We start from the raw sequence: 25,869 nt of genomic DNA on the forward strand, positions 1-25,869 counted from the left end.
CGACGCGTGTTCAGCGTCGCCGTCCGCGCTTGACCTTGAGCTGCTCGAAGCGGGGAACGTCGCCGTCCCGCACCCGCTGCCACGCCCTGGCGTACAGGTCGGCGACGGGCTGGATCGGCACGATCGGCGTGCCGTCGTAGCTGCCCAGGTCGTACAGGGCCAGCTTCCACTGCTCCACCGGCAGGCGCGGCGACGACTGCTCCGCCCAGCCGCCGGGCAGGAACAGCGTGCGCGCCGCCCGGCTCCGGCTGGCCTCGATGACGAGGCCGCTGCCGGCCAGCTCGGCGCGGGCCGCCTTGAGCCGGGCGGGCTTCCAGCCCGTCCACCGGGCCATGTTGCGGTCGGTGGGATCGGGCAGGGCCAGCAGCATCAGGTACGTGGCCGCGGCGTCCTCGCCGAGCCCGTGTTCCTTCGCCACCTCGACGACCAGATCGGGCACGGACCTGGTGGGATCCTGCGGCCACCACGTCCCGTCCGCGTCCCGCTCCCCCTGCGCCGGATCGCCCGGATCGGCGAGCAGCGCCGTGAACCGCGGGTCGCGGGCGATCCGCAACGCGATCTCGGCGATGAACGGCGCCTCGGACCCGAGCAGGGCACGCAGGTAGGGGTCTTCGCCTGCCGCGTCCAGCAACGCGGTGCGGATGGCCGGGGAGGGGCGGTCATCATGGGTGGGCATGATGAGGGCGCCGTACCGCTCGTAGCCCTGGCCGGTCTCGGTCGGGGCTCCGGCGGCCTTCCTGAACGCGGGCAGGTCGACATAGCTGTCGAGGTCGAGCATCAGGTCCGGGTTGGCCAGCCGGGCGCGCACCTCGGCCAGCGCCGCCGGCAGCGCGGCCCGGATCGGGTCTCCGGCGGGCAGCCGGTACGCCAGCCACCCCGCGGTGGCGACGAACATGACCAGCGCGTTCGCGGTGAACCCGGTGGCGTTGTCGTCGACGGGCCTGACCCGGTCGCCGCGTACGGTCCAGGCCAGGTCGCGGCCCAGCTCCGGCGCGGCGGCCGGGTCGATGAGGACGCGCAGCGCCCGGCTCGTGTCCCAGCCGGTGCGCACCGCGCGGGACATCTCCCCCAGCAGCCATTCGGGAATCGCCGCCTGCGGCCCGACCTTGTCGTTCCACACCGCCGCCGCGGCGGCCACGTCCGGGCCGTCCGTCCAGAGCCGGGCCGGGTCGCCGGGCAGGAGCGCCGCGACGACCGCTCGCCGGATGCCGCCGTCCAGCTTGCGCAGCTCGTCCCTGGCGACGGCGGCGTCCGCCAGCTTCACGCCGAGCGTGGTGCGGGTCTCCTTGGCGAGGAAGTTGCGCTCGTACGTGTCCACGGACGGCAGGCCCGCCACGATGAGCCGGGCGAGCGTCGGGGAGACGCCGGTGAGCCGGGCGAACTCCTCGGCCGCCTCGGGTCGCCAGGGTGCCGGTCCACGCGCCGCCAGTTCGGTGAAGAACGCCTCCAGCCAGCCCGCCTCGCGCGGCGCGCCGACCGGGTCCGAGGACCGGACGGTGTACGGGTGGGGGACGTCGAAGCGGCCGGCCGGGTCGTGGAACAGCACCGTCCACACGCAGCCGGAGTTCTCCCGGGTCTCCGCGCTCACGAAGGCGAGGAACCCGCCGCCGTCCAGCGGCAGGGTGCCGAGCCAGTTGCCCTCGCGCCAATCGCCGTCGGGCTTGGTGAGGAAGGGCTTGTCGAGGTGCAGCGACATCCGCCGCCAGCGGGACGGATCGGCCGTGACGGGCAGACCGAGGCGGTGGAGCTCGTGGAGCAGCTTGTGCAGTGTGGTGCGGTGCTCCTCCTCGGCCGACGCCGATCCGGCTCGGAACGCCAGGGCGGCGGTGTCGTCGAGCAAGGCGTCCCAGCGCACGCCCACGTCCGGCAGTCCCGGCCGGTCGAGGTGCGTGCCACCCAGCCTCGACGAGCCCGGCCCCGGTGAGCCCGATCCCGACGAGTCCGATCCCGAGGAGCCCGTGGCCGCCCCAGACGCCAGCCCTTGGCCGATCGCCCGGATCTGCCGGAACGCGCCGTCGAGGTGCTGGAGCCACGAGTATCCGCCGGTGCTGCCGAGCCCGCTGAGCGCCTGGTCGAGGAGGTGGTCAGCGGGACCGGCGGGCGCCTCCTCCCGGTGGCCGCCGGCCAGCGCCTCGGAGAGCCGGGCCGCGACGGCGTCCAGCACGGTCACCTGGGTCGCGGCGAAGCGCACGACCCCGGCGATGCCGGCCACGAGCGCGTCATGGCTCACCTCGGGGAGCAGCGTGCGTATCCGCGCCTCCAGGTCCTTCTCCGCGCCGGCCGCTCTCTCCACGCCGACCGCTCTCTCCACGCCGGCCGCCAGCAGGGCCGCCGCGGTGTCCAGGTCCAGGCCCCGCAGGGCGGCGGAGCCCTGCGGATCCCTCGGGCGCAGGTAGCACCAGTAGCGCAGCGGCGGCAGGATGAGGCTGCCCATGGCGAAGTGGCCGGGGGCGTCGTCCGTCCTGGCCCAGGCCGTGACGACACCGTCCGGGTCGACCAGGCTGAGCCGGTAACTCCCCTTGACGACGGTCCGCGGCCGGTCATCCCCGGGGAACGTCAGGGCACGCACCGGGTTCCCGGCGTCGGGCGGCAAGGTGACCGTACGGCCGGAGATGTCCTGACCGCGCATCGACCCGTCGGGCAGCCGCACCACACGCCAGCCGAACAGCCCGCCCGCGGGAGCGCCCACGGGAGTGACCTCGTCCGAGGGCGCGGGCAGCACCCAGCCCGCGTGGAACGTGCTGCCGGCCGGAGCGTCGCGGAGCGCGTCGGCGAAGAAGGCGGGGCCGCCCCGCCTGCCCTCCTGCCCGGTGACCGGGTCGTACTCGTACCAGTCGGCGGTGGCGCCGTCGGATCCGTCCCAGCTCCATACCCAGAACGAGGTGCCGTCGGAGATCATCGACCGCTCTTCGGGAACGGCCGTGTCCCCGCGATGCAGCACCCCCGCGCCGGTGGCCCGCCCGCCGCCGGGCAGCGACAGGGAGACCGCGTCTTCACCGCGGTACCAGTCCATGCGCGTCCCGCGGGTGCCGCGGCCCTCCATCGGGTGGAGGCGGTCGGCGGCGGTGTGCCAGTATCCGCGCAGCCGCCCCTCGAGGTCGCGGGACTGCCAGTAGACGAGCAACTCGCCGTCCACATAGTGCAGGCCGATGTCGCTCCAGGTGTCCCTGTCCGGGACGCGCAGGTCGTGGGTGAGCACGGCGCCCTCGAGGCCGAGCACCCGGACCTGCGCGGAGCCCGCGGTGATCAGGTGCGGCCAGGCGTCGGCGACCACGATGTCGTCGACGTCCTTCTTGGCGACGAGGGTCGCGGCCGCCTCCTCCCAGGCCGGCCAGCCCAGCTCGTCGAACAGCCCGGCCCGCAGGGTGCGGGCGAGCACCGGCGCGACCTGCGCCGCGGCGGCCTGGCGCACCTCGTCCTCGGCCAGGGCCAGCGCCTCGCCCGGCAGCCAGGCCAGCCGGCTCAGGGCGTCGGGCAGCTCCGGCAGCCCGGCGGCCGACGACCGCAGGGCCACCTTGGCCACCCACTCGGCCAGCATCGGCCGCCCGCCGGGTGACTTGGCCAGCAGGCGGATGGCTCGCCGGCCGGACTCGTCGTTGCTGAAGGAGTAGGCCGCGCGCTCGAACGAGGGCCGGAACCGGGCGTCGGCGGCCAGGGCGACCAGGTCGCGCTGCCCCTCCCCGTTCGCCCAGCGCTCCAGTTGCAGCGAGGCGTGCTCCTCGGGATCGGTCACCGCGAGGTCGTGGGCGAGCAGCAGGTCCAGCAGGTCGACGTCGTAGACGATCGTCAGTGTCCGCCCCGGCCCGGTGAGCTCGGACCGCAACTGCTCGGCCGCCCGCTCCACCAGGGTGTAGAGGGCGGGCTGGCGCGGCGGGGAACCCCAGCCGTGGTTGCGCGCCTTCAGGAACCGCTGGAGCCAGCCGGCGGTGCCGTCGCCGGGGCGCTCCGGCACCTCGCCGGAGATCAGCCCGGCGGTGGCGCCGGACGTCTCGAGGATCTCCAGCCACAAGCCCGACAGGTCGTCGTCCATGGACTCCGGCATGATGTCGAGCAGCGTGGTGCGCACCTCGGGCGTCCGCGCGGCCAGGGCCGCCAGCGCCGTGCGGTGGGCCTTCCACCAGCCCGTCGCGGCCCGGTGGGTGGCCGGCAGGGCGAGCAGCTCGGCCAGGTAGGCCTGCTCCGCCGCGTCCGCGTCGGTCCCGGCGGCCTTGGCCAGGCGGCGCAGGTCCGTGGCCATCTGCGCCGACGGCGGCAGCCCGCCCGCCGTACGCCGCACGCACAGCCGCGCGAACCGGCGCAGCGCCTCCTCGGCGGGCACCCGGACGGCCAGCTCCTTGGCGTAGCCGGACAGCACCTTGACCGGCAGCGCCCCCGCCAGCGCGAACTCCAGGAACACCGCGTCGAGCCGGTCCTCGTCCACGTCGAGCCCGTGCTCCGCCTCGGCCCGGCGCGCGGCGGCGAACATCTGCGCGGCGTAGCCGGTGTTGTCGACGCCCAGGAACACCCGGCCGTTCTGCTCGTAGAACGTGGGCAGGAAGTGGGGAACGGAGGCGGCCAGCTCACGGGCCAGCCGCTGGTAGGTGTCGAGCGCGGCCTTCGGCTTGGACTTGGCCTGCCGGGCCGTACGCTCCAGCTCCGGTACGACGGCGAGCGCGTGATGCCCGTCTTCGGGGTGGTTGACCAGCACCCATTCCGGGAAGCCGAGCGAGCGCTGTAAGCCCAGCCCGACCACGGCCGGCTCCCCGTCGGGCGCCAGGCCAAGGAAGCTCGCGGCCAGGTCCTCGGCCGGGCCGAGCTCCCCGGCGACCAGCCGCACGACCACCCGGTCGTCCAGCCCGGGATGGCGGTAGCGCCGCGCGGTCATCGGCACGGCCCGCTCGCCCGTCTCCTCGGTGCCGGGCGGCAGAACGGCCCCGGCCTTCAGCAGCTCTTCGGCCTGAGACATGCTCACGCGTCCTTCCCCTCTTCGACCCGACGCCCGGCGTAGAGCGCCGCGGCCATCCGCATCCCCTCCGACCAGGCCACCGGCCCGACCTCGCGCAGTGGCAGTGTCCTGCCGTCGAGGTCCTGCCAGCTCAGGCCGCCCGTCGTCACCTCGTCCTCCCAGTAGGGCTCGCCGATCCAGACGGCCGCCTCCGCCAGGCTGCCCGCGTCGCGGACCCGGCACGTGGCGTAGCCGCCGGAGACGCGGTAGCCGAGCGAGGTGGCCCGCGCGGCCAGGCCGAACCGGGAGTCGTACGAGCCGCCGGAGAACTCCGACACGGTGGTCTCGCCCGCCTTGAGGTCGGCCGGCTTGCGCCACGTGGCGCGGTGGATCTGCTCGACCTTCTGGACCACGCCCAGCTCCGCGGCGAACTCCCGCAGGTCGTCCAGGTCGGGCAGCAGCACGGGGTGCGGCAGGGTCACCGTCCGCGGCGACAGCCGCACGGTCTCGCCGTCGAGGTTGACCACTCGCAGCTCGCCGGAGTCGGTGGCGTCCCGCAGGAAGCCGACCTCGTCGGGATCGTCACCGACCACGGCCAGGTCCCGCAGGGCCGACTGCCACGCCTCGTCCGGCCACACGCGGGCCAGCAGCCCGGTCGGCACGGGCAGGGACGAGACCATCCAGAGGTCCACCTGCGCCACACACGCGGCGGCGTGCCGGTCGAGCCATTCGGCGAAGCGGCGCAGCCGGTCCACCTCGGGATGATCCCGCAACGCCTTCGGCAGCGACTTCAGCTGCCGTCCCGCTGCCCTGCCGGAGGTGGCTCGCGCCGCCACCCGGCCCTCTATGAGGGCGACTTCGTAGCCGTCGCCCGCTGCCAGCCAACCCAACGGTCCCCGCCTTTCACCATGCATGAATCGCCAAATGAGCAGGGGTTTTCCAGCCCCTGCCGCCGTGCTGCGCCGAACGTTAGCGACCCCGACCGACAAAGGCGGGCGGGCCGCTTCAGACGCTCTGACGGCGCGCACGGGGGTGGGGTGGCGAGCCATGCGCAGGCGGCTTTTGTCGGCCTGCGTCTTGCGGTGATCCGTCAGAGATGGCTGGTACGGTACCGGTTTTCCGCCGAATGACGGGACTTTTCCCTTGAGGCGACATATTGCATAGGAAACTTTCTTAACAGATACTCCGAATGACGTGTTCACCCCCCGAATCTGGAGTCGCTGTGCTTCGTCGCGTCCTCACCCTGACCTCGGTCGTCGCCGCCACCCTGCTCGCCGTCGCCCTGCCCGCCCAGGCGGCCGTCGTGGACATCCCGTTCGGGCCGTCCTCGATCGGCGAATACTGCCACGCCAAGGTCAACTCGGCCTCGTGGCTCGGCTTTTACGAGGCGGGCGGCCTGCGCTGCTACGTCAGCGGCACCGGTGGCGCGCCGCAGTACGCCGGATCCGGCGATCCCTACCTCGCGTGCAAGTTCCTCACCACGGACGTCGTCATGAGCGCCCTGCGGGGCGCATCCGACGCCCTGGTGTGCAGGGTGATCCGCTGACGCCCCTTTGGGGATGATTTTCGGCCTCCTGACACGTTCCGGACACAAAATGATCATTTTGGGTGTCGAAATTAACCGGGCATCACGGTTAAAGTGACCCCCGAAGTCAGATGATCTTCGTCCTCAGAGGACGGCATCCGGCTCTCGTCACCGCGATCAGGAGGCTGAGAACTCAGTTGCGTGCCTGGAACTTACCCACCCGGAAATTAGTGGCGTGCGCGGCGAGTGCGGCGGCACTCGCACTAGTGATGGCGGGGGCCGTGTCGGCCCCCGCTTCTGCTGACGACACCCCCCACACCTACTACCTCGACAGCGTCAACGGCAGAGACTCGGCGAACGGCCTCTCGGACACCACGCCATGGAAGACCCTCGCCAAGGCGAACGCCGCGGAGATGGTCGCCGGCTCCAAACTCATGCTGAAGCGCGGCAGCTCCTGGTCCGGGCAGCTGTGGATCACGGGGTCGGGCTCGGACGGGCAACCGATCGTGGTCGACGCGTACGGCACGGGCAACCGCCCCGTGCTCAAGAACGACACCGAGGCCTGCCTGTACCTCGAAGGCGACTACATCGAGGTCTACAACCTGCAGATCGGCGTCGACTCGAACCAGGGCCGCTGCTCGTGGGCGGGCATCAAGGTAGGTGGCAGCAACAACGTCATCGAGCAGAACTACATCACCGGCGCCGCGGCGGGCGTCTACATCGAGACGAGCGCCAACGGCACCGCGGTGACCAGCAACGAATTCGTCAACAACAACTTCATGAGCAAGCTCACGCCGCAGGAGGAGAACAGCAACGACGACTCCGGCGCGTTCGCGATGCTGGTGCAGGGTGACGACTCCAACATCGGCTGGAACACCATCACCGGATCGGTGGCCTTCAGCTACGACTACGAGTGGGACGGCGCGGCCGTGGAGATCTTCATGGGCTCCCGCAACTACGTCCACCACAACCTCGCGTTCGACGTCGACACCTTCACCGAACTGGGCACCAGCCGCAACGACGACGGATCGACGAACGACCCCGACGGAACCTCCGGGAACGTCTTCGAGTACAACGGCATCTACGGCGACAGGTCCCGGTCGGGCATCGTCACCCGCGGTCCGACGAAGGACAACGGCGAGATCGAGACGAACGGCCCGGTGTTCGGCACCGTGTTCCGCAACAACTCGATGAACCTGCCCAACGCCGACTCCGAGGGCGTCGTCTGCTACGCGGGCTGCACGAACGCGCACTTCAAGCTGTCGCAGAACATCATCGTGGCCGCGGGGAAGAGCGCGTACGGCGACTCCACCTTCACCGCCAACGACCACAACATCTTCTACGGCGGCCAGTACCAGATGACGGCCGGCACCGCCAACGTGCGCCGGGACCCCAAGTTCGACCCGAACAACCCCCTGCACCTGCTGAGCGGCAGCCCGGCGATCGGTCTCGGCATCACCGCCTTCAACCCCCTCGACCTGGACTCGGTAACGGTGGGCTCGGACGGCAACATCGAAGCCGGCGCCTACGAATACGTGGACTAACGTGTAGCTCATGCGAGTTGTGGTGATCGGCGCCAGCGGCCATATCGGCACCTACCTCATTCCCCGTCTCGTCGACGCGGGGCATGATGTGGTCGCCGTGAGCCGGGGCCGGCGGGACCCTTACACCCCGCACGGCGCCTGGCAGCGGGTCACCACGATCACCGCCGACCGCGAGGCGGAGGAGGCCGATGACACCTTCGGCAAGCGCATGGTCGCGCTGGAGCCGGACGTCGTCATGGACCTCATCTGCTTCGAGGAGTCCAGCGCGCGCCGCCTGGCGGCCGCGCTGACCGGCCGCGTCCGGCACTTCCTGCACTGCGGCACGATCTGGGTGCACGGCCCCAGCACCCGGGTGCCCACGACCGAGGATCGGCCACGGCGGCCGATCGCCCACTACGGCCGCCAGAAGGCCGCCATCGAGGCGCACCTGCTCGACCGCGCCCACCGTGACGGCTTCCCGGCCACCGTCATCCATCCCGGCCACATCACCGGCCCGGGATGGGTGCCGGTCAACCCGGCGGGCAATCTCGACCCGGCCGTGTTCCAGGCCCTGGCCGACGGCACGGAGGTGACCCTGCCCAACCTGGGCATGGAGACCGTCCAGCACGTCCACGCCGACGACGTGGCGCGCCTGTTCATGGACGCGCTGGCCAACCCGGCCGGCTCCGTGGGCGAGAACTTCCACTCCGTCGCCACCACCGCCCTGACGCTGCGCGGCTACGCCGAGGCGGTGGCGGGCTGGTTCGGGCAGGACGCCCGGCTCGCCTACCTGCCGTGGGAGCAGTGGCGCGACACGGTGTCCGAAGAGCAGGCCGGCATCACCTACGACCACATCGCGCACAGCCCCCACTGCTCCATGGACAAAGCCCAGCGCCTGCTCGGCCACCGGCCGCGCCACACCTCGCTGGAGGCCATCGCCGAGGCGGTCGACTGGCTCGTCGCGGCTGGGACCATCACCAGATAGTCGCGACGTACATACTGCCCGAAATGCTGAATTTAGGGCGGAAGATACGACAGTATCGACCGGGTGATGTCCCGGATCGCCGTCCCATCCCTCGCCGTGCTCCTGGTGACGGCCTGCGGGGTGCCGCAGAAGGCCGCGCCACCGGCACCGACCGTGGCGCCGTCGTCCGCCCCGCCCGCCAGTTCCCCCGGCGCCTCGGCAAGCCCCGGTGTCTCCCGGCAGGACACGCGGCCCGCGCTGGCCGAGACCCGCAGCACGCTCACCCAGAACCTCAAGGTCGAGGTCGTCGGCCTCAACCGGGTCAAGGGCACGCACCTGGTCATCCAGGTCCGGCTCACCAACACGGGCACCGACAAGCACCTGCCGTGGACGGGCGAGATGGGCGACTCCACCCGCCCGCTGGGCGAGATCCGGTGGGCCTCCGGTATCGGGGTGCTCGACGCGCCGGCCCGTACGTGGATCCTGCCCTACAAACCCGCCGACTTCCCCTGCCTGTGCACCGACCAGAGGCGGGACGGCCTCGGCTACTTCATCGACCCCGGACAGGCGATCACCGTGTACGCGGTCACGCCCGCCCCCTCCGGCAACCCGCCCACCGCCACCGTCGTCACCCCCGTCGGCCCGCCCATGACGAACGTGCCCATCAGCGACGACCCGCCGGTCACCGTGCCGGGCATGGACATCCCCGACCCGGACGCCGAACCGGTCACCACCATCACCCGAAGGATCGTGACCCCGTCGGAGTCGCTCGACAAGTCGGAGGAGACCGCGGACGACGGCAAGGATCTGCGGGTCAACCTCTCCTCCGACGTCCTGTTCGCGGTGAACAAGGCCGCGCTCACCCGCGGGGCCGCGGCGATCCTGGCGCGCACCGCCAAGCTGATCGACTCCTCGCCCGGCGCCACGGTGAAGGTCGAGGGCCACGCCGACTCCTCCGGCACCGACGCCATCAACGACCCGCTGTCCACGCGCCGCGCCCAGACGGTGCTGCGGGCGCTGTCCACGCAGCTCTCCAGGAAGGGCGTCACCTTCCAGGCCAGGGGGTACGGCTCGCGCCGCCCGCTGTACAGCAACGACACGGATGAGGGCAAACGCCGCAATCGCCGCGTCACGGTGACGTTCACCAGGCCTGAACCCACCGAGGCACCCACCCCCGCGACGGCGAGCACGCCGGACGCGACCGGGCTGACGGGTACGGCCAGGGCGGACGGCCAGCCGATCTCCATGGCGGTGACCGGCCTGCGGCGCCTGCCCGGCGGCCTCGGCCTGCTGACCTACCGCGTCACCAACGAGGGTGACACCGAGGCGTGGTTCAACGAGCTGCACCACGCGCGGGACTGGATGTCGTTCAAGTACCAGGCGGCCACCGACGTCACGCTGACCGCCGCCGGCCGCCAGTACCTGCCCGGCCGCCTCCAGGTCCCCGCGGACGACGGCGGCACCGACTCCTACTGCGCCTGCACCGACATGTCGGGGGTCCGCCTGAGCACCGGGAAGTTCGGGCCCGGCCAGGGCAGGGACTTCTGGGGCCTGTTCGAGCTACCCGCGGCGGCGGCCACCCTGAAGGTCAAGATCGCCACCTTCCGCGAGCTTCAGGTGCCGGTCCAGTAGCTACGGCTCAGGCCTGAGGCTCCTTGACCGCGAGCACCGGGCAGTTGGCCTCCAGGAGGATCCGCTGCGCGCTGCTGCCCATGATCAGCTTGCCGACCGGTGAGCGCCTGCGCAGCCCGATGACGATCAGGCTCGCCGCGGCCGCCTCCGCCGCCGCGAGCACGGCCTCGGCGACGTCGTCCTCCGCCACCTGCTCGAACTCATGCACCAGCCCGCCCGGAGTCAGCTCCGCGACCAGGCGCCCGAGCTCCGCCGCGTCCGCGGTCGAGGCGTCGACGTAGGCGCCGGGCCGCGAGACGTTGAGGATCTTCAGCGGCACCCCTCGGAGCACTGCTTCCGCGATCGCCTGCTGGAGCGCGGCCCTGCCCAGCTTGTTGGGCAGATATCCCACGATGACGGTCATGCTTCGGCCTTTCTCCGTGGCCTGCGCAGCAGGCGTGTCAGCGGCGGGACGACGATGATGAGCAGGATCGCCACCAGCAGCGTCGCGGCGATCGGCTGGCCGAAGAAGCCGGTGAGCTGCCCGTCGAACAGGCGCATCGAGCGCCGGAAGGACGACTCCAGGAGGCTGCCGAGGACGAAGGCGAGCACCAGCGGCCCCGGCTCGAAGCCGACCTTCTTCATCAGGTAGCCCACGATGCCGAGGCCGACCATGAGGAACATGTCGAAGACGTTCATGCGGACGGTGTAGACGCCGATCATGGTGATCAGGATCGTCAGCGGGGCCAGGATCGCCGCCCGGATGCGCAGGATCCTGACGAAGATCCCGATCAGCGGCAGGCTCATGGCCAGCAGCAGCACGTTGCCGATGTACATCGAGTTGACGACGCCCCAGAACAGGTCCGGCTTCTCCTGCACCAGCAGCGGCCCCGGCGTGATGCCCTGCAGCAGCAGCGCGCCGAACATGATGGCCATGGTCGCGTTCGCCGGGATGCCCAGGGTGAGCAGCGGGATGAAGGAGGAGGTGGCGGCGGCGTTGTTGGCGGTCTCGGGTCCGGCGACGCCCTGGATGGCGCCCTTGCCGAACTTCTCGGGCTGCTTGGCGGCCTTCTTCTCCACCGCGTACGCCACCATCGACGACATGGTCGCCCCGCCGCCCGGCAGGATGCCGAGCACGAAGCCCACCAGCGAGCCGCGCGTGATGGCGCCCTTGGACTCGCTGACGTCCTTGCGCGAGGGGTAGACGGAGCCGACGGTGGGAGCGGGGGCGCTCTTGCCGCGCAGCGATTCCATGCTGTAGAGGATCTCGCCGACGCCGAACAGGCCCATCGCGACGATGACGAAGTCGATGCCGTCGAGCAGCTGGTCGCTGCCGAACGTCAGGCGCGAGGTCCCGGCCAGCGGGTCCTGGCCGATGGACGCCAGCAGCAGGCCGAGGGTGGCCATCAGGATGCTCTTGGTCGTGGAGCCGGTGCCGAGCGTGGAGACCAGCAGGATGCCCAGCAGGGCCAGCGCCGTGTACTCGGCGGGGCCGAAGTCCAGCGCGAACCCGGCCACCAGCGGGGCGACGAAGGTGAGCGCGAGGACCGCGACCGTGCCGCCGATGAAGGAGCCGATCGCCGCGATGCCGAGCGCGGAGCCGGCACGGCCCTGTCTGGCCATCTCGTGACCGTCGATGGCCGTCACCACACTGGACGCCTCGCCGGGCAGCCGCAGCAGCACCGAGGTGATCGTGCCGCCGTACTGGGCGCCGTAGAAGATGCCGGCGAGCATGATGATCGCGGCCGTCGGCTCGATGTTGTACGTGACCGGCAGCAGGATGGCGATCGTGGCGGCGGGGCCGAGGCCGGGCAGCACGCCCACGAGCATGCCCAGCGTGACGCCGAGCAGGCAGTAGAACAGGTTCTCCGGTTGGAAGACGACCCCGAACCCGGCGATCACCGGGGAGAAGAAATCCATGGTCAGCCGATCTCGTTCAGAAGGGCAGGATGTGCGGGAGTGACACACCGAGCCCGGTGACGAACAGCAGGTAGAGGGCGGCGGTCGTGCCGAGCGAGATGATCGCCGTCATCCGCCAGCCCTCCCGCCCGAGCCCCTTCAGCCACAGCACCAGCAGCGCCACGGTGGGGATCTCGAAGCCGATCCGCTCGAACAGGAACGCGTAGCCCAGGAGGGAGACGGCCGCCACGACGACGATCAGCGTCTCCCGGGTGAACATCTCCTCCTCGCCGGTCGGCCCGGACCGCAGCACGAGCACCGCCGCGGTCACGACCATGGCGACGCAGACGGCCAGCGGCCACAGGCCGGGGCCCGGGTTGGACAGCGAGCCGATGCCGAGATTCCACGACATGATCCCGGCGATCACACCGACGACGAGCGGAATGATCGCCGCGACGATGTTCTGCCGGCGCGCGTATTCCGGGCTCGGCGGGACGGGCAGGCCCTCTTCCTCCGGCCCGTCCTCCCGCGGCAGGTCTTCCTCCGGCGTGACGCTGGTCATTGCTCGCCCGTGAGGTCGATCCCGAGCTTCTTCGTCAGTGCGGCGAACTCGCCCTGGGCCTTGGTGAGCTGCGTCTTGACCTCGTCGCCGCCGACTTCCCAGCGGCCGATGTAGTTGGACTTCAGCAGTTCGCCGTACTCGGGCGTCGCGATGGCCTTGTCGATGGCGCCGGCCAGCTTGTCGCGCACATCGGCCGGCAGCCCGGCGGGCGCGGCCACGAACCTGCGCTGGTCCACCACGACGTCATAGCCGGACTCGGTGGCGGTCGGCACGTCGGGCAGCGCCTCGACGCGCTTGCTCCCGAACACGGCCAGCGCCCGGAGCTTGCCCGACTGGACGTGCTTGGCCGCCTCGGCGATCTGCACGGACGCCGCGTCGACCTTGCCGCCCAGGACCGCGGTGATCGTGGGGGCGCCGCCGTCGAACGGCACGGGCGTCGCCTTCACCTTCGCCACCCCGAACAGCAGGGCCTGGGACAGCTGGCTGCCCGTCCCCGCGCCCGTGGTGCCGTACTTGATGTTGTCGGCCGCGAGGATGTCCTTGACCGTCTTGTACGGCGAGGACGCCGGCACCACCAGGGCGTAGTCCTCGACGGCCAGTCCCTTGACGAAGGTCATGTCCTCCAGCTTGATGGCGTCGGGGTCCTGGACCATCAGCGGCCCGATGGCGAACAGCGACTGCGGCATCACGGCCACCCGGTAGCCGTCCGGCTTGCTGCTGAAGACGTCCTTGCCGGCGATCTTGCCGTTGGCGCCCGGCTTGTTGACCACCACGGCCGGCTTGCCGAGCGGCTTCTCGATGCTCTTGGCCAGGGCGCGGGTGACCAGGTCGGTGCTGCCGCCCGGCTCCGTGGGGACGGTGAACTCCACGGCCTTGCTGGGGTACGCGGCGCCGTCGCCGGCACCGCCGCCCTTGACCGAGCAGGCGGTCAGCGCGACCACCGCCAGCAGGGCGCCACCGATGCGCAGGCCGATCGTGGAGGGCATTCTCATGGTGTTCTCTCTTTCACCAGCGTGGAAGCGGGGGCTGGACCCACGTGGGGTCGGCCTGTCGCATGGCGGCCACATCGTCCCGATCGCGGAAGCCGTCGAGCTCGATCCAGCGTTCGTGCAGGGTGGCCAGGGCGTCGCGGTCGAGCTCGACCCCGAGTCCCGGGGCGTCGGACACCTCGAGGGCGCCGCCGGTGAAGCGGTTCGGTTCGGTGATGACGTCTTCGGTCTGCCAGGGCCGATGGCTGTCGCAGGCGTACTCCAGGTCCGGAATGACGCTGGCGACGTGGGTCATCGCGGCGAGGCTGATGCCGAGGTGGGTGTTGGAGTGCATCGACAGCGCCACCCCGTGGGTGCGGCAGAGCGCCGCGAGCTCGCGCGTGGCGTGCAGGCCGCCCCAGTAATGGTGGTCGGACAGCACCACCTGGACGGCGTCCTTGGCGAACGCCTCGGGGATCTCGCCGAAGGTGGTCACGCACATGTTGGTGGCCAGCAGCGCGCCGGTCCTGGCGCGCACCTCGGCCATGCCGTCGATGCCCGTGGTCGGGTCCTCCAGGTACTCCAGCCGGCCGTCGAGCTCCTCGGCGACGCGCACGCTCGACTCGACCGACCAGCCGCCGTTCGGGTCCAGGCGCAGCGGGTGGTCGGGGAAGGCTTCGGCCAGCGCCTTGATGGCCGCGATCTCCTGCTCGGGCGGGAACACGCCGCCCTTGAGCTTGAAGGAGCGGAATCCGTAGGTGTCGGTGAACCGCCGCGCCTGCCGTACGACGCCTTCGGGGTCGAGGGCGGCGCCCCAGTCGTCGCGCGGGGCGTCCTCCACCGGGTGTTCGGCCCACCGGTAGAACAGGTAGCCGCTGTAGTCGACCCGGTCGCGGACCTTGCCGCCGAGCAGCGCGTGCACGGGCAGGCCGAGCGCCTTGCCGAGGGTGTCCAGGCTGGCCACCTCGAACGCCGAGACCACGCTGCGGACGATCTTCTCGTTCGTCCGTGCGCCGCGCAGTCCGGCCGGGTCGAACTCGTTGACCGTGCCGGGCGTGAGCCCCGCCGAGTCGTAGGCCAGGTCGTGCAGCCCGTTCAGCGCGGTGAGCGGCCGGCCGATGACGGCCTTGGCGAGGTTCCGCGCCACCTCGAGGTATTCGGTGTCGCCGTAGGTCTCGCCGACCCCGGTGGCGCCGGTGTCGGTCTCGAGCTCGACGATGGTGCGCGGCGTGTACGGCTGGTGGACGCCGAGGACGTTGAGCAGCGGCGGGTCGCTGATCAGGATCGGCGTGACGGTCGCCCTGACAATCCGGGGGATGGGTTGCGACATAGGGGGATTCCTTCCTTACCGGACGAGGGCAAGGCCCGTGTCCAGCAGGGCACGGAGCTCTTCGAGGTGCTCTGGGGAGGGGTCGGCGAGCGGGGCGCGTACGGAGCCCACGGGGACGCCGCGGAGCCGCGCCCCGGCCTTGATCAGCGAGACGCCGTAGCCGATCCCCTTGTCGCGCAGCTCGACCAGCGGGATGTAGAAACGGCTCAGCAGCAGGTCGACCCGCTCGTGGTCGTCGGCGTGGAAGGCGCGGAAGAAGGACTTCGCGATCTCGGGGGCGAAGGCGTGGACGGCGGAGGAGTAGGCGGGCACGCCGATGCTCCGGTAGGCGCGGGCCTGCATCTCGGCCGTCGCGGCGCCGTTGAAGAACAGCCAGTCCGGCGGCGCGGCCAGCTTGAGCCGCTGCAACTGGTCGAGGTCGGAGTGGCCGTCCTTGAAACCGATCACATTAGGTATCTCGGCCAGCGCGGCGATGCTGCGCACCGCCACCTTCACCTGGGCGCGCTGGTACACGATGACGGGCAGCGACGTACTGGCCGCGACCCTTCGTACGTGCTCGACCAGGCCCTCCTGGGGCGCCTCCACGAGGTAGGGCGGCATCAGCAGCAACGCGTCGGCCCCGGCCCGCTCGGCGATGGCGGCGAAGCGCGCGGCCTGGGCCCAGCCGTACCCGGCTCCCACGACCACCGGCACCGACCCGGCCGCCTCCTCGACCGCGGCCGTGACGAGGCTCTCGTACTCGTCCTCGGCCAGGGAGAAGAACTCGCCCGTCCCGCAGCACGGGAAAATGGCGCCCGGTCCGGCCGCGACCTGATCGCGGACATGGGCGCGGAAGGAGTCGAGGTCCACGGCGCCGCCGGTGTCGAACGGCGTGAGCGGGAACGACAACACGGCGGCCTCCATACCCCGGCGGAGCCTGGCGCGTACATCATCAACTGTATACGTAGCGGTCATCCTGTCTCCATATGTAGATGCCTGTTACGTGGCGAGCAGTCTTGCTCGCAAATTGGTAATGTGTCAACCGGCCGTTCCCATGACAGATGAGGTGCGATGACACTCCCCCTAGACGAGGCCGAGGGTACGGCGCAGGGCGGCGTGCGGGGCGTGAAGTCCGCCGCCCGTACCGTCGAACTCCTCGAGCTCCTGGCCTCACGGCAGAACCGGCCGGCCCGGCTGCGCGAGCTCAGCGACGCGCTCGGCGCGCCCAGGAGCAGCATCTACGCGCTGATCCGGACGCTGGTCGAGCGCGGCTGGGTGCGCACCGACGCGAGCGGGACGCTGTACAGCATCGGCATCCGCGCCCTGCTGGCCGGCACCACCTACCTCGACACCGACCCCTATCTGCGCATCGTGCAGCCGCACATCAACGATCTCAGCGTGCTCCTCGACGAGACCATCCACTTCGGCCGCCTGGACCGGGGCGACATCGTCTATCTGGCCACCAAGGAGTCGAGCCAGTACCTGCGCCCCTTCAGCCGTGTCGGGCGCCGGCTCCCCGCCTTCAGCACCGCCATGGGCAAGTCGCTGCTGGCCGAGCGGCTCGGCACCGGCCTGGAGGTGCCGATCCCCGAGCAGTTCACTCCCCTGACGCCCAAGACGCTGGTGGACCGCGAGTCCCTCGAACGGGATCTGGAGCTGACCCGCAAGCGCGGCTACGCGATCGACGACGAGGAGAACTACGTCGGCGTGATGTGCTTCGGCTTCGCGCTGCGCTACACCAGCCCGCCGACCGACGCGATCAGCTGCTCGGTGCCCATCACCAACCTCACCGAGGAGCGCGCGAAGGAGATCACCGAGGCGATGGAGCGCACCCGGCTGGCCATCGAGCGCATGGCCCCCATGGACCTGGGCGAGTTCTAGCTGTTGTATGACGACATGGCGAGTTGTACGATGACTGCCATGACTTCCTCCGATCGCATCGCCTGGGTCCGGCTCTCCTCGGTCTACCTGCCGCTCGCCACCCCGATCAGTGACGCCAAGGTGCTCACCGGACGGCAGCGGCCCATGACCGAGATCGCCTTCCTGTTCGCGGAGATCGGCGCCGAGAGCGGCCACCAGGGCTTCGGCTTCGGCTACTCCAAGCGGGCCGGCGGCCCCGGCCAGTACGCGCACGCTAGGGAGATCGCCCCTGAGCTGCTCGGCGAGGACCCCAGCGACATCGCCCGCCTGTGGGAGAAGCTGGTCTGGGCCGGTGCGTCGGTCGGGCGGAGCGGGCTGGCCACGCAGGCGATCGCGGCCCTCGACGTCGCGCTGTGGGACCTCAAGGCCAAGCGCGCCGGGCTCCCCCTGGCCAAGCTGCTCGGCGCCCACCGCGACTCCGTACGCTGCTACAACACCTCCGGCGGCTTCCTGCACACCCCGATCGAGCAGGTCCTGGAGAACGCGAGCGCCTCGCTCGGACGCGGCATCGGCGGCATCAAGCTCAAGGTCGGCCACCCCGACTCCCGCGTCGACCTGGCCAGGGTCCGCGCGGTCCGCGAGCACCTGGGCGACGGCGTGCCCCTCATGGTGGACGCCAACCAGCAGTGGGACCGGCCGACCGCCCAGCGCATGGGCCGGGCGCTGGAGGAGTTCGGGCTGGTCTGGATCGAGGAGCCGCTGGACGCCTACGACAGCGCCGGCCACGCGGCGCTCGCGGCCTCGCTCGACACGCCGATCGCGACCGGCGAGATGCTCACCAGCGTCGCCGAGCACGCCGAGCTCATCCGCGTGGGCGCCGCCGACGTCATCCAGCCCGACGCGCCGCGCATCGGCGGCATCACGCCGTTCCTGCGCCTGGCGGCACTGGCCGAGCACAACCGCCTGCAGCTGGCCCCGCACTTCGCGATGGAGATCCACCTGCACCTGGCCGCGGCCTACGGGCTGGAGCCGTGGGTGGAGCACTTCGAGTGGCTGGAGCCGCTGTTCGACGAGCGCCTGGAGATCCGCGATGGCAGGATGATCGTGCCCGGCCGTCCCGGCATCGGGTGCACTCCGAGCGAGCAGGCCGCCAAGTGGACCGCGGACCAGTGCGAGTTCGGCACCAGGAAGGACTGACCCCCCGATGGCGAGCCTGACCCAGACCCTCGTCGACGACCTGACGGCTCGCATCCAGGAAGGCGTCATCCACCCCGGCGACAAGCTGCCCACCGAGAGCAGCCTGGTGGAGACGTACGGCGTGAGCAGGACGGTCGTCCGCGAGGCCATCTCGCGGCTGCAGGCGGCCGGGCTCGTCGAGACCCAGCACGGCCGCGGCAGCTTCGTGCTGGCCCGGCCGGGCTCGACCAGGTTCGAGTTCGGGCAGAGCGGCGAGCTGACCCTCGACGACGTGGTCGCCCTGCTCGAGTTCCGCACGGCCTTCGAGGTCGAGGCCGCCGCGCTCGCCGCCCGCCGGCGCGGCGGGCCCCGCCTGGAGGACCTGCGGGCGGCGCTCGACCGGTTCGCCGTGAGCGCCGACAACCCCAGCGCGGCGGTGAACGCCGACTACCAGTTCCACCTCCGCGTCGCCCTGGCGACCGGCAACCGCCACTTCGCCGACCTGATCACCTCGTTCGGCCCGTCCATGATCATCGTGCCGCGCGACCGGCTGTCGCCCGCCGGGCAGGGGCACTTCGAGCAGATCGTGGTCGAGCACGAGAACATCTACGCGGCCATCGAGCGCCAGGACAGCGACGGCGCGCGGGCGGCGGCCCGCGTCCACCTGGGCAACAGCCGCAGCCGCCTGCTCGCCGCCCACTGAGCACCACCTGGAGCCCCATCTTTGGTCAACCCTCGACCAAGCAGGGCTTTCGTTGCTCTAATGAGATTGTTGCTTACAGAGAGTGAGCAATAGACAGCGGAGGGTAATCAATGCGTGGAGTGCCACAGCACAAGACCATCCCGGCGAAGAACCGCTCGACACCTCAACTGCGCGTCGCGCGCACCGTGGTGACGCTGGCCGTCGCGAGCGTAGCGGCCCTCATCATCCCGCCGGCGGCGCACGCCGCCACGACGGCGCCCGCGGCGTTCCCGCCCGGCGTGATCCAGCTCAGCGACGGCGAGCCCTGCCCACCCGCGACCCTGTGCCTGTACCAGCACTACATGCGCCGGGGACCCGCGTACGGCATCGGCGCGGGCTACCGGGTGGACCTTCGCTGGCTACCCATGGGCGGCCGGTCCGCCGCCAACAACGTCTCATCGTGGGTCAACAACACCGAGTCCGATGCCGTGCTGGTCGATGACGACGACGACGTCCGGCGCATCCTGCCCGCGGGCGAATCCCTCGAAGAGCCTCCGGAGCACAACGACACGGTCGACGTGGTCGACTGGTAAAGATGACGCGACAGCGGGCAGGTGATCCGGGCATCGGGCGCCGGCCATAGCCGATCGCGAGCACGAGCATGAGAAGCCCCCGCGCAGTTCAGGCGGGGGCTTCTGTCGTCCGGGAGGGGAAACCGACCGGTCGCGGGGTACGTCCGATAGACATGGTCATGCTGGAGATCCGCCCCGGGTCCGCGTCCGACAGAGAGTGGATCTACCGGCTGCGGCACGAGGTCTACGCGCACGAGCTCGGCCAGCACCCGCCCAACCAGGCCGAACGGCTGACCGACGCGCTCGACGACGACAACGTCTACCTCGTCGCGGCCCACGGCGACCGGCCCGTGGGGTTCATCAGTGTGACACCGCCCTGGACGGGCCGCTATTCGATCGACAAGTACCTCAGCCGCGACGGGCACCCGGTCCTGGGTGGGGACGGCCTGTTCGAGATCCGCATTCTGACCGTGGACCCGGGCTGGCGGGGTTCGGCGGCGGCGCCGCTGCTCATGCACGCGGCGCTGCGCTGGGTGGCCGCGCACGGCGGCCGCACCGTCGTGGCGCTGGGACGGACCGAGATCCTCGGCATGTACCTGGCCGCCGGGCTGACCGGCACCGGGACGCGGGTACGCGCGGGGGCCGTCACCTTCGAGGTGCTGTCCGGGCAGGTGAGTGACCTGGCCGAACGGGCGCTGCGGGACCACGGCCCCTTGCTGCGCGCCCTGGAGCCGAGGGTGCGCTGGAGTCTGGAGATGCCGTTCCTGCCCGGCCCGCCCGCCTGCCAGCACGGCGGCGCCTCGATAGGGGCGCTGGGGCGCCGGTTCGACACGCTGCCGGCGCGCGGCGACGTCGTTCCCGCCGACGTGCTCGACGCGTGGTATCCGCCCGCTCCCGCCGTGGTCAAGCTGCTGGGCGACGATCTGGGCTGGCTCGCCCGTACCTCTCCCCCGGCCTACCCCGAAGGGCTCGTCGAGGAGATCGCCGAACGCCGCGGCCTGCCCCCGGAGGCCGTGGCGGCCGGGGCGGGCTCGTCGGACCTGATCTTCCGCGCGTTCCGTGGCTGGCTGAACCCCTCCTCCAGGGTGCTGCTGCCCGACCCCGTCTACGGCGAGTACGCCCATGTCGTCGAGCGGGTGATCGGCTGCCGCGCCGACCGCTTCCCGCTGCGCCGGGCGGACGGCTGGCGGCCGGACCCCGGCCGCCTGCGAGACGCGCTGCGTGAGCGCTACGACCTGGTGGTCATCGTGAATCCCAACAACCCGACCGGCGTCCACACCGACGCCGGGGACCTGCGCCGGGTGATCGCGGACGCGCCTGGCGGGACGCGGTTCTGGATCGACGAGGCCTACGTCGAGTACGCCGGTGCCGGGCAATCGCTGGAGACGTTCGCCGCGGCGTCCGGCAATACCGTGGTGTGCAAGTCGCTGTCCAAGATGTATGCCTTGTCGGGCCTGCGGGCCGCCTACCTCACCGGACCGGCGGCTCTCGCGGCCGAGTTACGCCGCTGGACCCCTCCTTGGGGGCTCGGCCTGCCCGCCCAGATCGCCGCCGTGCACGCCCTGCGCGACCCCGGCCACTACGCCGAACACTGGGCCCAGACCCGCGCCCTGCGCTCCGGCCTCGCCAAACGGCTCGCCGCGATCGGCGACGACCTGCACGTCCACGAGTCGGCCGCCAACTTCGTCCTGCTGACGCTGCCCCGGTCCGGCCCGAGCGCGGCCGGCCTGGTGGCGGCGTGCCGGCGGTCCGGGGTGTTCCTGCGCGACCTGTCGCCGCTGTCACCCGCCTTCGAGGGCAGGACGGTACGGATCTCGGTACGCGACCCCGATGCCAACGACCACATCACCGCCACCGTCGCCGCCACGCTGGACCACCTGCGGACCATCGCGTGATCACGCCTGACGCGACCGTCCCGCACGCTGTCGGCCTGATCATCCCTGGGGCGCGGCTCCCGCACACCGCAGCCCTCGTCGCTCCCGACGCGTCCATCTCGCACATCGCAGCCCTGGCCATCTCCGGCAGGGCGATCCCGCACACCGCGGATCTGATCACCCCCGGCACGGCGATCCCGTACATCGCGGGCGCGCTTGTTGTCGGTGGGATCGCCGTCGCGCTGTCGCGCAGGCGGGAGTACATCCTGCGTTGGTGTGTCTGGGCGGTGGCCGTGCCCGTGGTGGTCGCCGCGCTGTACGCCGGGCCGGGCGGGGCGGCGGCGCTGGCCGTTGTGGCCGGGGTCGTGTGCGCGCTCGAGTACGGCGGGCTGATGGGGTTGGCCGTGCCTGACCGGGCGGCGCTTGTGGTGGTCGTGGTCGCGTTACCGCTGGTGGCCTGGCTGGCGCTGCCGTACCTGCCGCGCGTGCTGATCGCCGCCGCCCTGGCCGTCACGCTCGTCCCGCTGCTCGGCGGCGACGCGGCGGGCGGGCTCAGGAGGGCGTCGCTGGGGGTGTTCGGGGTGGTCTGGTTGCTGCCGCTGGTGGGGGTGGTGCTGCTTGGCCCGGTCGTGCTGGCGGTGTTCGTCGCGGTGTCGGTGGGCGACATCGCGGCCTCGTTCGCCGGGCGGCTGCTGGGCGGGCCGGCTCTGTCACCGCTGTCTCCGGCCAAGCGCTGGAGCGGCGCGCTGGCCGGCGCCGTCGCGGGGCTGGGCGCGCTGGCACTGCTGGGCGCGTTCACCGTCCCGCTCGCGCTCGCCGTGGCGCTGGGTGCGCCGCTGGGCGATCTGCTGGAGTCGATGGTCAAGCGCGGGGCCGGGGCCAAGGACTCGGCGTCGTGGCTGGCAGGGGCGGGCGGCCTGCTGGACCGGCTGGACTCCCTGCTGCTCACACTCGCGCTGGCCTTGCTCCTCGCATGACCCGCTGGCGCGCCATGGGCCTTTCTGGCGGGGTTCGTCCGCTGAGGTCGGGCCGGGTGGCGTGTGCGACCATGATCCGGACGGGTCGGCGGGCCGGGGAGGGACACCGTGCAGGTGAATGACGTCATCGAGACCATCGGCACGGTGCTGGACGTCGTGGGCGTGGCCGTGATCGCGGTTGGCCTGGTCATCGCCACCGCCACGTTCGCCCTGAACCTGGCGCGCACCCGGCGGGTGGGCGGGCTCTACCAGGCCTACCGGCGCGGCGTGGGCAGGTCGATCCTGCTGGGGCTGGAGTTCCTGGTCGCGGCAGACATCATCAAGACCGTGGCGGTCTCCCCCACCTTCCAGAGCCTCGGGGTGCTGGCCATCATCGTGGCGGTCCGTACGTTCCTCAGCTTCTCGCTCCAGGTCGAGCTGGAGGGCCGCTGGCCTTGGCAGCCGGCCCCTGCCACCGGGGAGCCCGGCGGCAGGGAGTCGGCCCCGGCCTCAGCCGAGTGACAGCCGGTCCAGGTCGGGCGCGGCCGCCGTGTCGTTGTGGATCTTGATGGTGTTGGCGCCGGCCCGCAGGGTGACGGGCACGGACGTCGTGTACGGGGTGCTGTTGCCGACGCCGCTCACCTTCACCTCGACCGGCGCGGCGTCGTTGACGGTGACGAAGAACGACCGGTCGCCGTTGACCGTGAAGTCGATGAACAGCGTGTACTCGCGGGCGGCGTCGACGGTGACGTTCTCGAACAGCACGTACGCGTCCGCCGCCCCACCGAGGTTGCGCACCTTCTGCCCGCCCGAACAGAGCGAGCAGCCGGTGATGCCCGCGCTGCCGAGCCCGTTGCGCGAGTCCTCGGCCTCGCGCACGAACACCCGGTCGGCCGGGCGCAGCCGTACCCGCAACGGCCTGGTGACCTGGTTGGCACGGCCGAGCACCTGGAACGACGCGGTGATGGGGATGTCCGCCGCGGTGACGTCCTGGCCGGGCGGCGAGGTGAGGGTCCAGGAGCCCGCCAGCGTCTGCCCGAGCCGCAACGTGGCCGCCCTGGCCGCGCCGCCTGTCACCGTCCAGCCGGCCGGCGCGACCGGGGCCAGATCGACCTGGTCGAGCGCGTCGTCGACGTCGAGCCGCAGCTTCGCCGACACCGTCATGGACTGCTGCCCGGGGCCGACCCACTGCAGGCCGGACGGGTCGACGGTCATGGTCGTCTTCGGGACCTCCGAGGCCGGCGGCAGCGGCGCGACGGCGATCCGGTCGAGCCCGGGGCCCTGCCGGGCCGTGCTGAACAGCGTGATCGTGTTGGCGCCCGCGTTCAGCGGCACCGCCAGCGCCGTGGCGGCGGGAACGTCGGCGTTGTCGCCGCTCACCGCCACCTCCACCGCCGTGGCGCCATTGACGCTCACCGACAGTGACGTGGCCGCGGCCGCGGTGTGATCGAGTTCGAGCCGGTACGTCCCGGCCGCCGCCACCGTGACCTCGCGATAGGTGACCGCGTTACGCGGGCCGCCGCCGAGCCCCGTCACCCGGGTCAGCCCGGAGCACGCCCGGCACAGGTCCAGCCGAGCCGAGCCGCTCCTGGCCTGCCGTTCCGCCTCCAGCGGCACCGCCGCCCCGAAGCCCACCGGGTAGTCCGACGCCACCTTGATCTCGTCGATCTGCAGCTCCTGGTAGAAGCGCGGCGCCTGCGGTCCGGCCCAGGTGTTCAGCACCTCCAGTTTGAGGTAGCGGGCGCTGGTGTCGCCGAGGTCGACGAACTGGACGCCACGTGCGCTGCGCATCGCCCCGGTACGTACGGGCTTGCCCCAGTGCTTACCGTCGTCGCTCGCGTACACCCGATAGTCCTTGATCCGGGCCGAGTCCTCGGGCCGGCCGAACGTCTCTCGGGCGTACGACGGCGACCACTCGCGCTGGTTGACCGCCAGGTAGGCGGTCCTGCGCTGCCTGCCGAGGTCGAGCGTGAGCGAGACGGGCAGCTTGGCGCCGGAGTCCCAGTAGTCCTGGAAGCTCCCGTCGACCAGGGCGCTCGCCGGGTGGTCCGCGCGGGCGGAGGAGGCGGTCGCCTTGAGCCCGGCTTGGGGGTAGAAGTGCTCCTGGCCGTGGGTCTCGACCTTGAACACGGTGTCGTAGGTGTCCCACCGGGTGATGCCGAGGATCGTCAGGTAGCCGCCGGACTGGGCGAACCGCATCCGCTGGCCCGTACGCAGGTCGGTGACCGCCGACACGCGGTAGCCGTTGTCGCGCAGGCGTACCAGATCGGTCCTGGGCCTGGTCACCACATGGACGTACTGGATCTTCGCGCCGGGTTCGACGGTGACGACGCCGTGCGCGCCGTCGTTCCAGAAGCCCGGCTGCATGCCGCCGTACATGTGGCCGCCGCCCTCGGTCCCCTGCAGCGCCGAGCGGATCGGCGGCACCCACCCGGCCATGAAGGAGTTGAACTCCTCCTGCTGCGCCGGGAACCTGCCGTTGACCATCGGGGTCTCGGCCATCAGCGACTTCATCGACGAGCCGGCGTTGGTGACGTACCGGCCGGTGCTGAGCCGGAAGTCGACCGGGTGGCTGCCGCCGTCGTACCACCAGTCGCCGGTGGTCGGCAGCTTGTAGTCGGCCTCGACCAGGCGCGGCATCGGGGTCCACGCCGCCTGCGGGTAGTCGTAGGCGGGCGTCATGCCGGTCTTCTGCTCGTTGCTGACCGTGTCCATGATCGGCGTGTCCTCGTTGTTGTTGCTCAGCAACCAGGACGGGCGCTTCTGCCGGATCTGCTCGTAGAGCTGGTTCTGCTCCCAGTACTCGTTGTCGTTGTCGATCCAGAACCCGGCCAGGTCCGGATAGTTCTCCATGACCTCGAAGAACAGGTCATAGCTGAACTGGCCGAACCCGTTCCTGGTGGTCAGGTCGACCTGCTTGCCCTTGTAGGCGGAGTAGGCGGCCGAATCGAGCGTCTCGACGCCCTGCTCGTTGTGCCACTGCGGGTCGTCGGTCATGTACAGGATCACCCGTACGCCCTTGGCCTGGCCCGCCTTCACCAGCTCGCCGAGCAGGTCGCGCTGGGTGGCGCAACTGCCGGGGATCTTCGACGGCCACGGCCGGGCGTAGCCGAGCCTGCTGTGGAAGGTCGCCAGCACGATGTAGGAGGCGCCCAGTTTGCGGGCCTCGTCCACCCAGTAGTCGGGGCTCCAGCCGCCCCCGGTGACGTCCCGCTCCCAGGCGGCGCAGTCGAGGTGCCGGGGGGCGGTGAACATGCCCCAGTGCAGGAACAGCCCCGCGGTGGACTCGCGCAGCCACTGCTGCCGCGGGTGCTCGACCTCCGCGCCGGCGGCCGGAGCCCCGACGATGAAGGCGGTCAGGGCGAGGAGGAGGGCGGCGCAGGCGGATAAGACTCTGGCGGAGGTGCGGTGGCGCGGCATGGCGATCGCTCTCTCGTCGGGGGGGTTACGCCAACAAGACTGCT

The 25,869-nt window shown here is 71.3% G+C and carries 20 protein-coding genes; 11 read left to right on the top strand and 9 right to left on the bottom strand.

Translation table 11 applies throughout. The features are described from left to right. Positions 1-10: 10 nt before the first annotated feature. Both AB0B91_RS20055 and AB0B91_RS20060 read right to left on the bottom strand, forming a co-directional pair. Positions 11-4,945, bottom strand: coding sequence for a DNA-binding protein (locus AB0B91_RS20055; RefSeq protein WP_358321346.1), 4,935 nt, complete (start codon positions 4,943-4,945; stop codon positions 11-13). Between the two features lie 2 nt (positions 4,946-4,947). After that, on the bottom strand, positions 4,948-5,814 hold the full coding sequence (locus tag AB0B91_RS20060; RefSeq protein WP_358321349.1) for a DUF4132 domain-containing protein: 867 nt from the start codon (positions 5,812-5,814) through the stop codon (positions 4,948-4,950). A 332-nt stretch (positions 5,815-6,146) separates the two neighbouring features. On the opposite strand from AB0B91_RS20060, the gene AB0B91_RS20065 reads away from it, so the two are divergent. From AB0B91_RS20065 to AB0B91_RS20080, 4 genes are all read left to right on the top strand, one after another. Continuing rightward, positions 6,147-6,470, top strand: coding sequence for a hypothetical protein (locus tag AB0B91_RS20065; protein ID WP_358321352.1), 324 nt, complete (start codon positions 6,147-6,149; stop codon positions 6,468-6,470). A 260-nt stretch (positions 6,471-6,730) separates the two neighbouring features. Next, positions 6,731-7,993 (top strand): hypothetical protein, encoded by a 1,263-nt coding sequence (locus AB0B91_RS20070; RefSeq protein WP_358321355.1) that lies wholly within the window; start codon positions 6,731-6,733, stop codon positions 7,991-7,993. Positions 7,994-8,003: 10 nt separating this feature from the next. After that, positions 8,004-8,957: an NAD(P)-dependent oxidoreductase gene (locus AB0B91_RS20075; protein ID WP_358321358.1), complete on the top strand. Its 954-nt coding sequence runs from the start codon at positions 8,004-8,006 to the stop codon at positions 8,955-8,957. A gap of 66 nt (positions 8,958-9,023) precedes the next feature. Then, positions 9,024-10,568, top strand: coding sequence for an OmpA family protein (locus AB0B91_RS20080; RefSeq protein WP_358321361.1), 1,545 nt, complete (start codon positions 9,024-9,026; stop codon positions 10,566-10,568). 7 nt (positions 10,569-10,575) lie between these two features. On the opposite strand, the gene AB0B91_RS20085 is transcribed toward AB0B91_RS20080, so the two are convergent. From AB0B91_RS20085 to AB0B91_RS20110, 6 genes are read right to left on the bottom strand one after another with little or no spacing between them, the layout of a single operon-like run. Further along, on the bottom strand, positions 10,576-10,971 hold the full coding sequence (locus AB0B91_RS20085; RefSeq protein WP_358321364.1) for a universal stress protein: 396 nt from the start codon (positions 10,969-10,971) through the stop codon (positions 10,576-10,578). Then, positions 10,968-12,467 (bottom strand): tripartite tricarboxylate transporter permease, encoded by a 1,500-nt coding sequence (locus tag AB0B91_RS20090; protein WP_358321367.1) that lies wholly within the window; start codon positions 12,465-12,467, stop codon positions 10,968-10,970. The genes AB0B91_RS20085 and AB0B91_RS20090 overlap by 4 nt, the downstream gene beginning before the upstream one ends. A 16-nt stretch (positions 12,468-12,483) precedes the next feature. Beyond that, entirely contained in the window at positions 12,484-13,008 is a 525-nt protein-coding gene (locus tag AB0B91_RS20095) for a tripartite tricarboxylate transporter TctB family protein (RefSeq protein WP_358321369.1), read from the bottom strand. Continuing rightward, on the bottom strand, positions 13,005-14,000 hold the full coding sequence (locus tag AB0B91_RS20100) for a tripartite tricarboxylate transporter substrate binding protein (protein WP_358321372.1): 996 nt from the start codon (positions 13,998-14,000) through the stop codon (positions 13,005-13,007). The genes AB0B91_RS20095 and AB0B91_RS20100 overlap by 4 nt, the downstream gene beginning before the upstream one ends. 13 nt (positions 14,001-14,013) lie before the next feature. Then, positions 14,014-15,306 carry a glucarate dehydratase family protein gene (locus AB0B91_RS20105; RefSeq protein ID WP_358321374.1) on the bottom strand — a complete coding sequence of 431 codons (1,293 nt, stop codon included), beginning with the start codon at positions 15,304-15,306 and terminating at the stop codon, positions 14,014-14,016. Positions 15,307-15,321: 15 nt separating this feature from the next. Then, the gene (locus tag AB0B91_RS20110; RefSeq protein WP_358321377.1) at positions 15,322-16,260 is read right to left on the bottom strand and encodes a 5-dehydro-4-deoxyglucarate dehydratase; all 939 of its coding nucleotides are present in this window, start codon (positions 16,258-16,260) and stop codon (positions 15,322-15,324) included. Positions 16,261-16,356: 96 nt separating this feature from the next. On the opposite strand from AB0B91_RS20110, the gene AB0B91_RS20115 reads away from it, so the two are divergent. From AB0B91_RS20115 to AB0B91_RS20145, 7 genes are all read left to right on the top strand, one after another. After that, a complete protein-coding gene (locus AB0B91_RS20115; protein ID WP_358321380.1) occupies positions 16,357-17,166 on the top strand; it encodes an IclR family transcriptional regulator in 810 nt (269 codons plus the stop codon). Between the two features lie 39 nt (positions 17,167-17,205). Next, positions 17,206-18,342, top strand: coding sequence for a mandelate racemase/muconate lactonizing enzyme family protein (locus tag AB0B91_RS20120; protein WP_358321383.1), 1,137 nt, complete (start codon positions 17,206-17,208; stop codon positions 18,340-18,342). Between the two features lie 7 nt (positions 18,343-18,349). Continuing rightward, positions 18,350-19,024 carry a FadR/GntR family transcriptional regulator gene (locus tag AB0B91_RS20125; RefSeq protein ID WP_358321386.1) on the top strand — a complete coding sequence of 225 codons (675 nt, stop codon included), beginning with the start codon at positions 18,350-18,352 and terminating at the stop codon, positions 19,022-19,024. Between the two features lie 110 nt (positions 19,025-19,134). Then, positions 19,135-19,596: a peptidase inhibitor family I36 protein gene (locus AB0B91_RS20130; protein WP_358321389.1), complete on the top strand. Its 462-nt coding sequence runs from the start codon at positions 19,135-19,137 to the stop codon at positions 19,594-19,596. 158 nt (positions 19,597-19,754) lie between these two features. Continuing rightward, positions 19,755-21,470 carry an aminotransferase class I/II-fold pyridoxal phosphate-dependent enzyme gene (locus AB0B91_RS20135; protein ID WP_358321392.1) on the top strand — a complete coding sequence of 572 codons (1,716 nt, stop codon included), beginning with the start codon at positions 19,755-19,757 and terminating at the stop codon, positions 21,468-21,470. After that, the gene (locus tag AB0B91_RS20140; RefSeq protein WP_358321394.1) at positions 21,467-22,426 is read left to right on the top strand and encodes a phosphatidate cytidylyltransferase; all 960 of its coding nucleotides are present in this window, start codon (positions 21,467-21,469) and stop codon (positions 22,424-22,426) included. The genes AB0B91_RS20135 and AB0B91_RS20140 overlap by 4 nt, the downstream gene beginning before the upstream one ends. Before the next feature lie 108 nt (positions 22,427-22,534). After that, positions 22,535-22,927 carry a DUF1622 domain-containing protein gene (locus AB0B91_RS20145; RefSeq protein ID WP_358321397.1) on the top strand — a complete coding sequence of 131 codons (393 nt, stop codon included), beginning with the start codon at positions 22,535-22,537 and terminating at the stop codon, positions 22,925-22,927. Here the strand turns inward: AB0B91_RS20145 and AB0B91_RS20150 are convergent. Then, positions 22,916-25,825 carry a CBM35 domain-containing protein gene (locus AB0B91_RS20150; protein ID WP_358321399.1) on the bottom strand — a complete coding sequence of 970 codons (2,910 nt, stop codon included), beginning with the start codon at positions 25,823-25,825 and terminating at the stop codon, positions 22,916-22,918. The two genes, AB0B91_RS20145 and AB0B91_RS20150, sit on opposite strands and share 12 nt — an antisense overlap. Between the last annotated feature and the right edge of the window lie 44 nt (positions 25,826-25,869).

It is taken from the genome of Nonomuraea sp. NPDC049141, from assembly GCF_040648415.1.
Classification (GTDB): Bacteria; Actinomycetota; Actinomycetes; order Streptosporangiales; family Streptosporangiaceae; genus Nonomuraea.

Bases quoted from the DNA above. Each gene is read 5' to 3' on its own strand.
- AB0B91_RS20055 (WP_358321346.1), bottom strand. From the start codon at position 4,945: ATGTCTCAGGCCGAAGAGCTGCTGAAGGCCGGGGCCGTTCTGCCGCCC.
- AB0B91_RS20075 (WP_358321358.1), top strand. From the start codon at position 8,004: ATGCGAGTTGTGGTGATCGGCGCCAGCGGCCATATCGGCACCTACCTC.
- AB0B91_RS20080 (WP_358321361.1), top strand. From the start codon at position 9,024: ATGTCCCGGATCGCCGTCCCATCCCTCGCCGTGCTCCTGGTGACGGCC.
- AB0B91_RS20085 (WP_358321364.1), bottom strand. From the start codon at position 10,971: ATGACCGTCATCGTGGGATATCTGCCCAACAAGCTGGGCAGGGCCGCG.
- AB0B91_RS20090 (WP_358321367.1), bottom strand. From the start codon at position 12,467: ATGGATTTCTTCTCCCCGGTGATCGCCGGGTTCGGGGTCGTCTTCCAA.
- AB0B91_RS20095 (WP_358321369.1), bottom strand. From the start codon at position 13,008: ATGACCAGCGTCACGCCGGAGGAAGACCTGCCGCGGGAGGACGGGCCG.
- AB0B91_RS20100 (WP_358321372.1), bottom strand. From the start codon at position 14,000: ATGAGAATGCCCTCCACGATCGGCCTGCGCATCGGTGGCGCCCTGCTG.
- AB0B91_RS20105 (WP_358321374.1), bottom strand. From the start codon at position 15,306: ATGTCGCAACCCATCCCCCGGATTGTCAGGGCGACCGTCACGCCGATC.
- AB0B91_RS20110 (WP_358321377.1), bottom strand. From the start codon at position 16,260: ATGACCGCTACGTATACAGTTGATGATGTACGCGCCAGGCTCCGCCGG.
- AB0B91_RS20115 (WP_358321380.1), top strand. From the start codon at position 16,357: ATGACACTCCCCCTAGACGAGGCCGAGGGTACGGCGCAGGGCGGCGTG.
- AB0B91_RS20120 (WP_358321383.1), top strand. From the start codon at position 17,206: ATGACTTCCTCCGATCGCATCGCCTGGGTCCGGCTCTCCTCGGTCTAC.
- AB0B91_RS20125 (WP_358321386.1), top strand. From the start codon at position 18,350: ATGGCGAGCCTGACCCAGACCCTCGTCGACGACCTGACGGCTCGCATC.
- AB0B91_RS20130 (WP_358321389.1), top strand. From the start codon at position 19,135: ATGCGTGGAGTGCCACAGCACAAGACCATCCCGGCGAAGAACCGCTCG.
- AB0B91_RS20135 (WP_358321392.1), top strand. From the start codon at position 19,755: ATGCTGGAGATCCGCCCCGGGTCCGCGTCCGACAGAGAGTGGATCTAC.
- AB0B91_RS20150 (WP_358321399.1), bottom strand. From the start codon at position 25,825: ATGCCGCGCCACCGCACCTCCGCCAGAGTCTTATCCGCCTGCGCCGCC.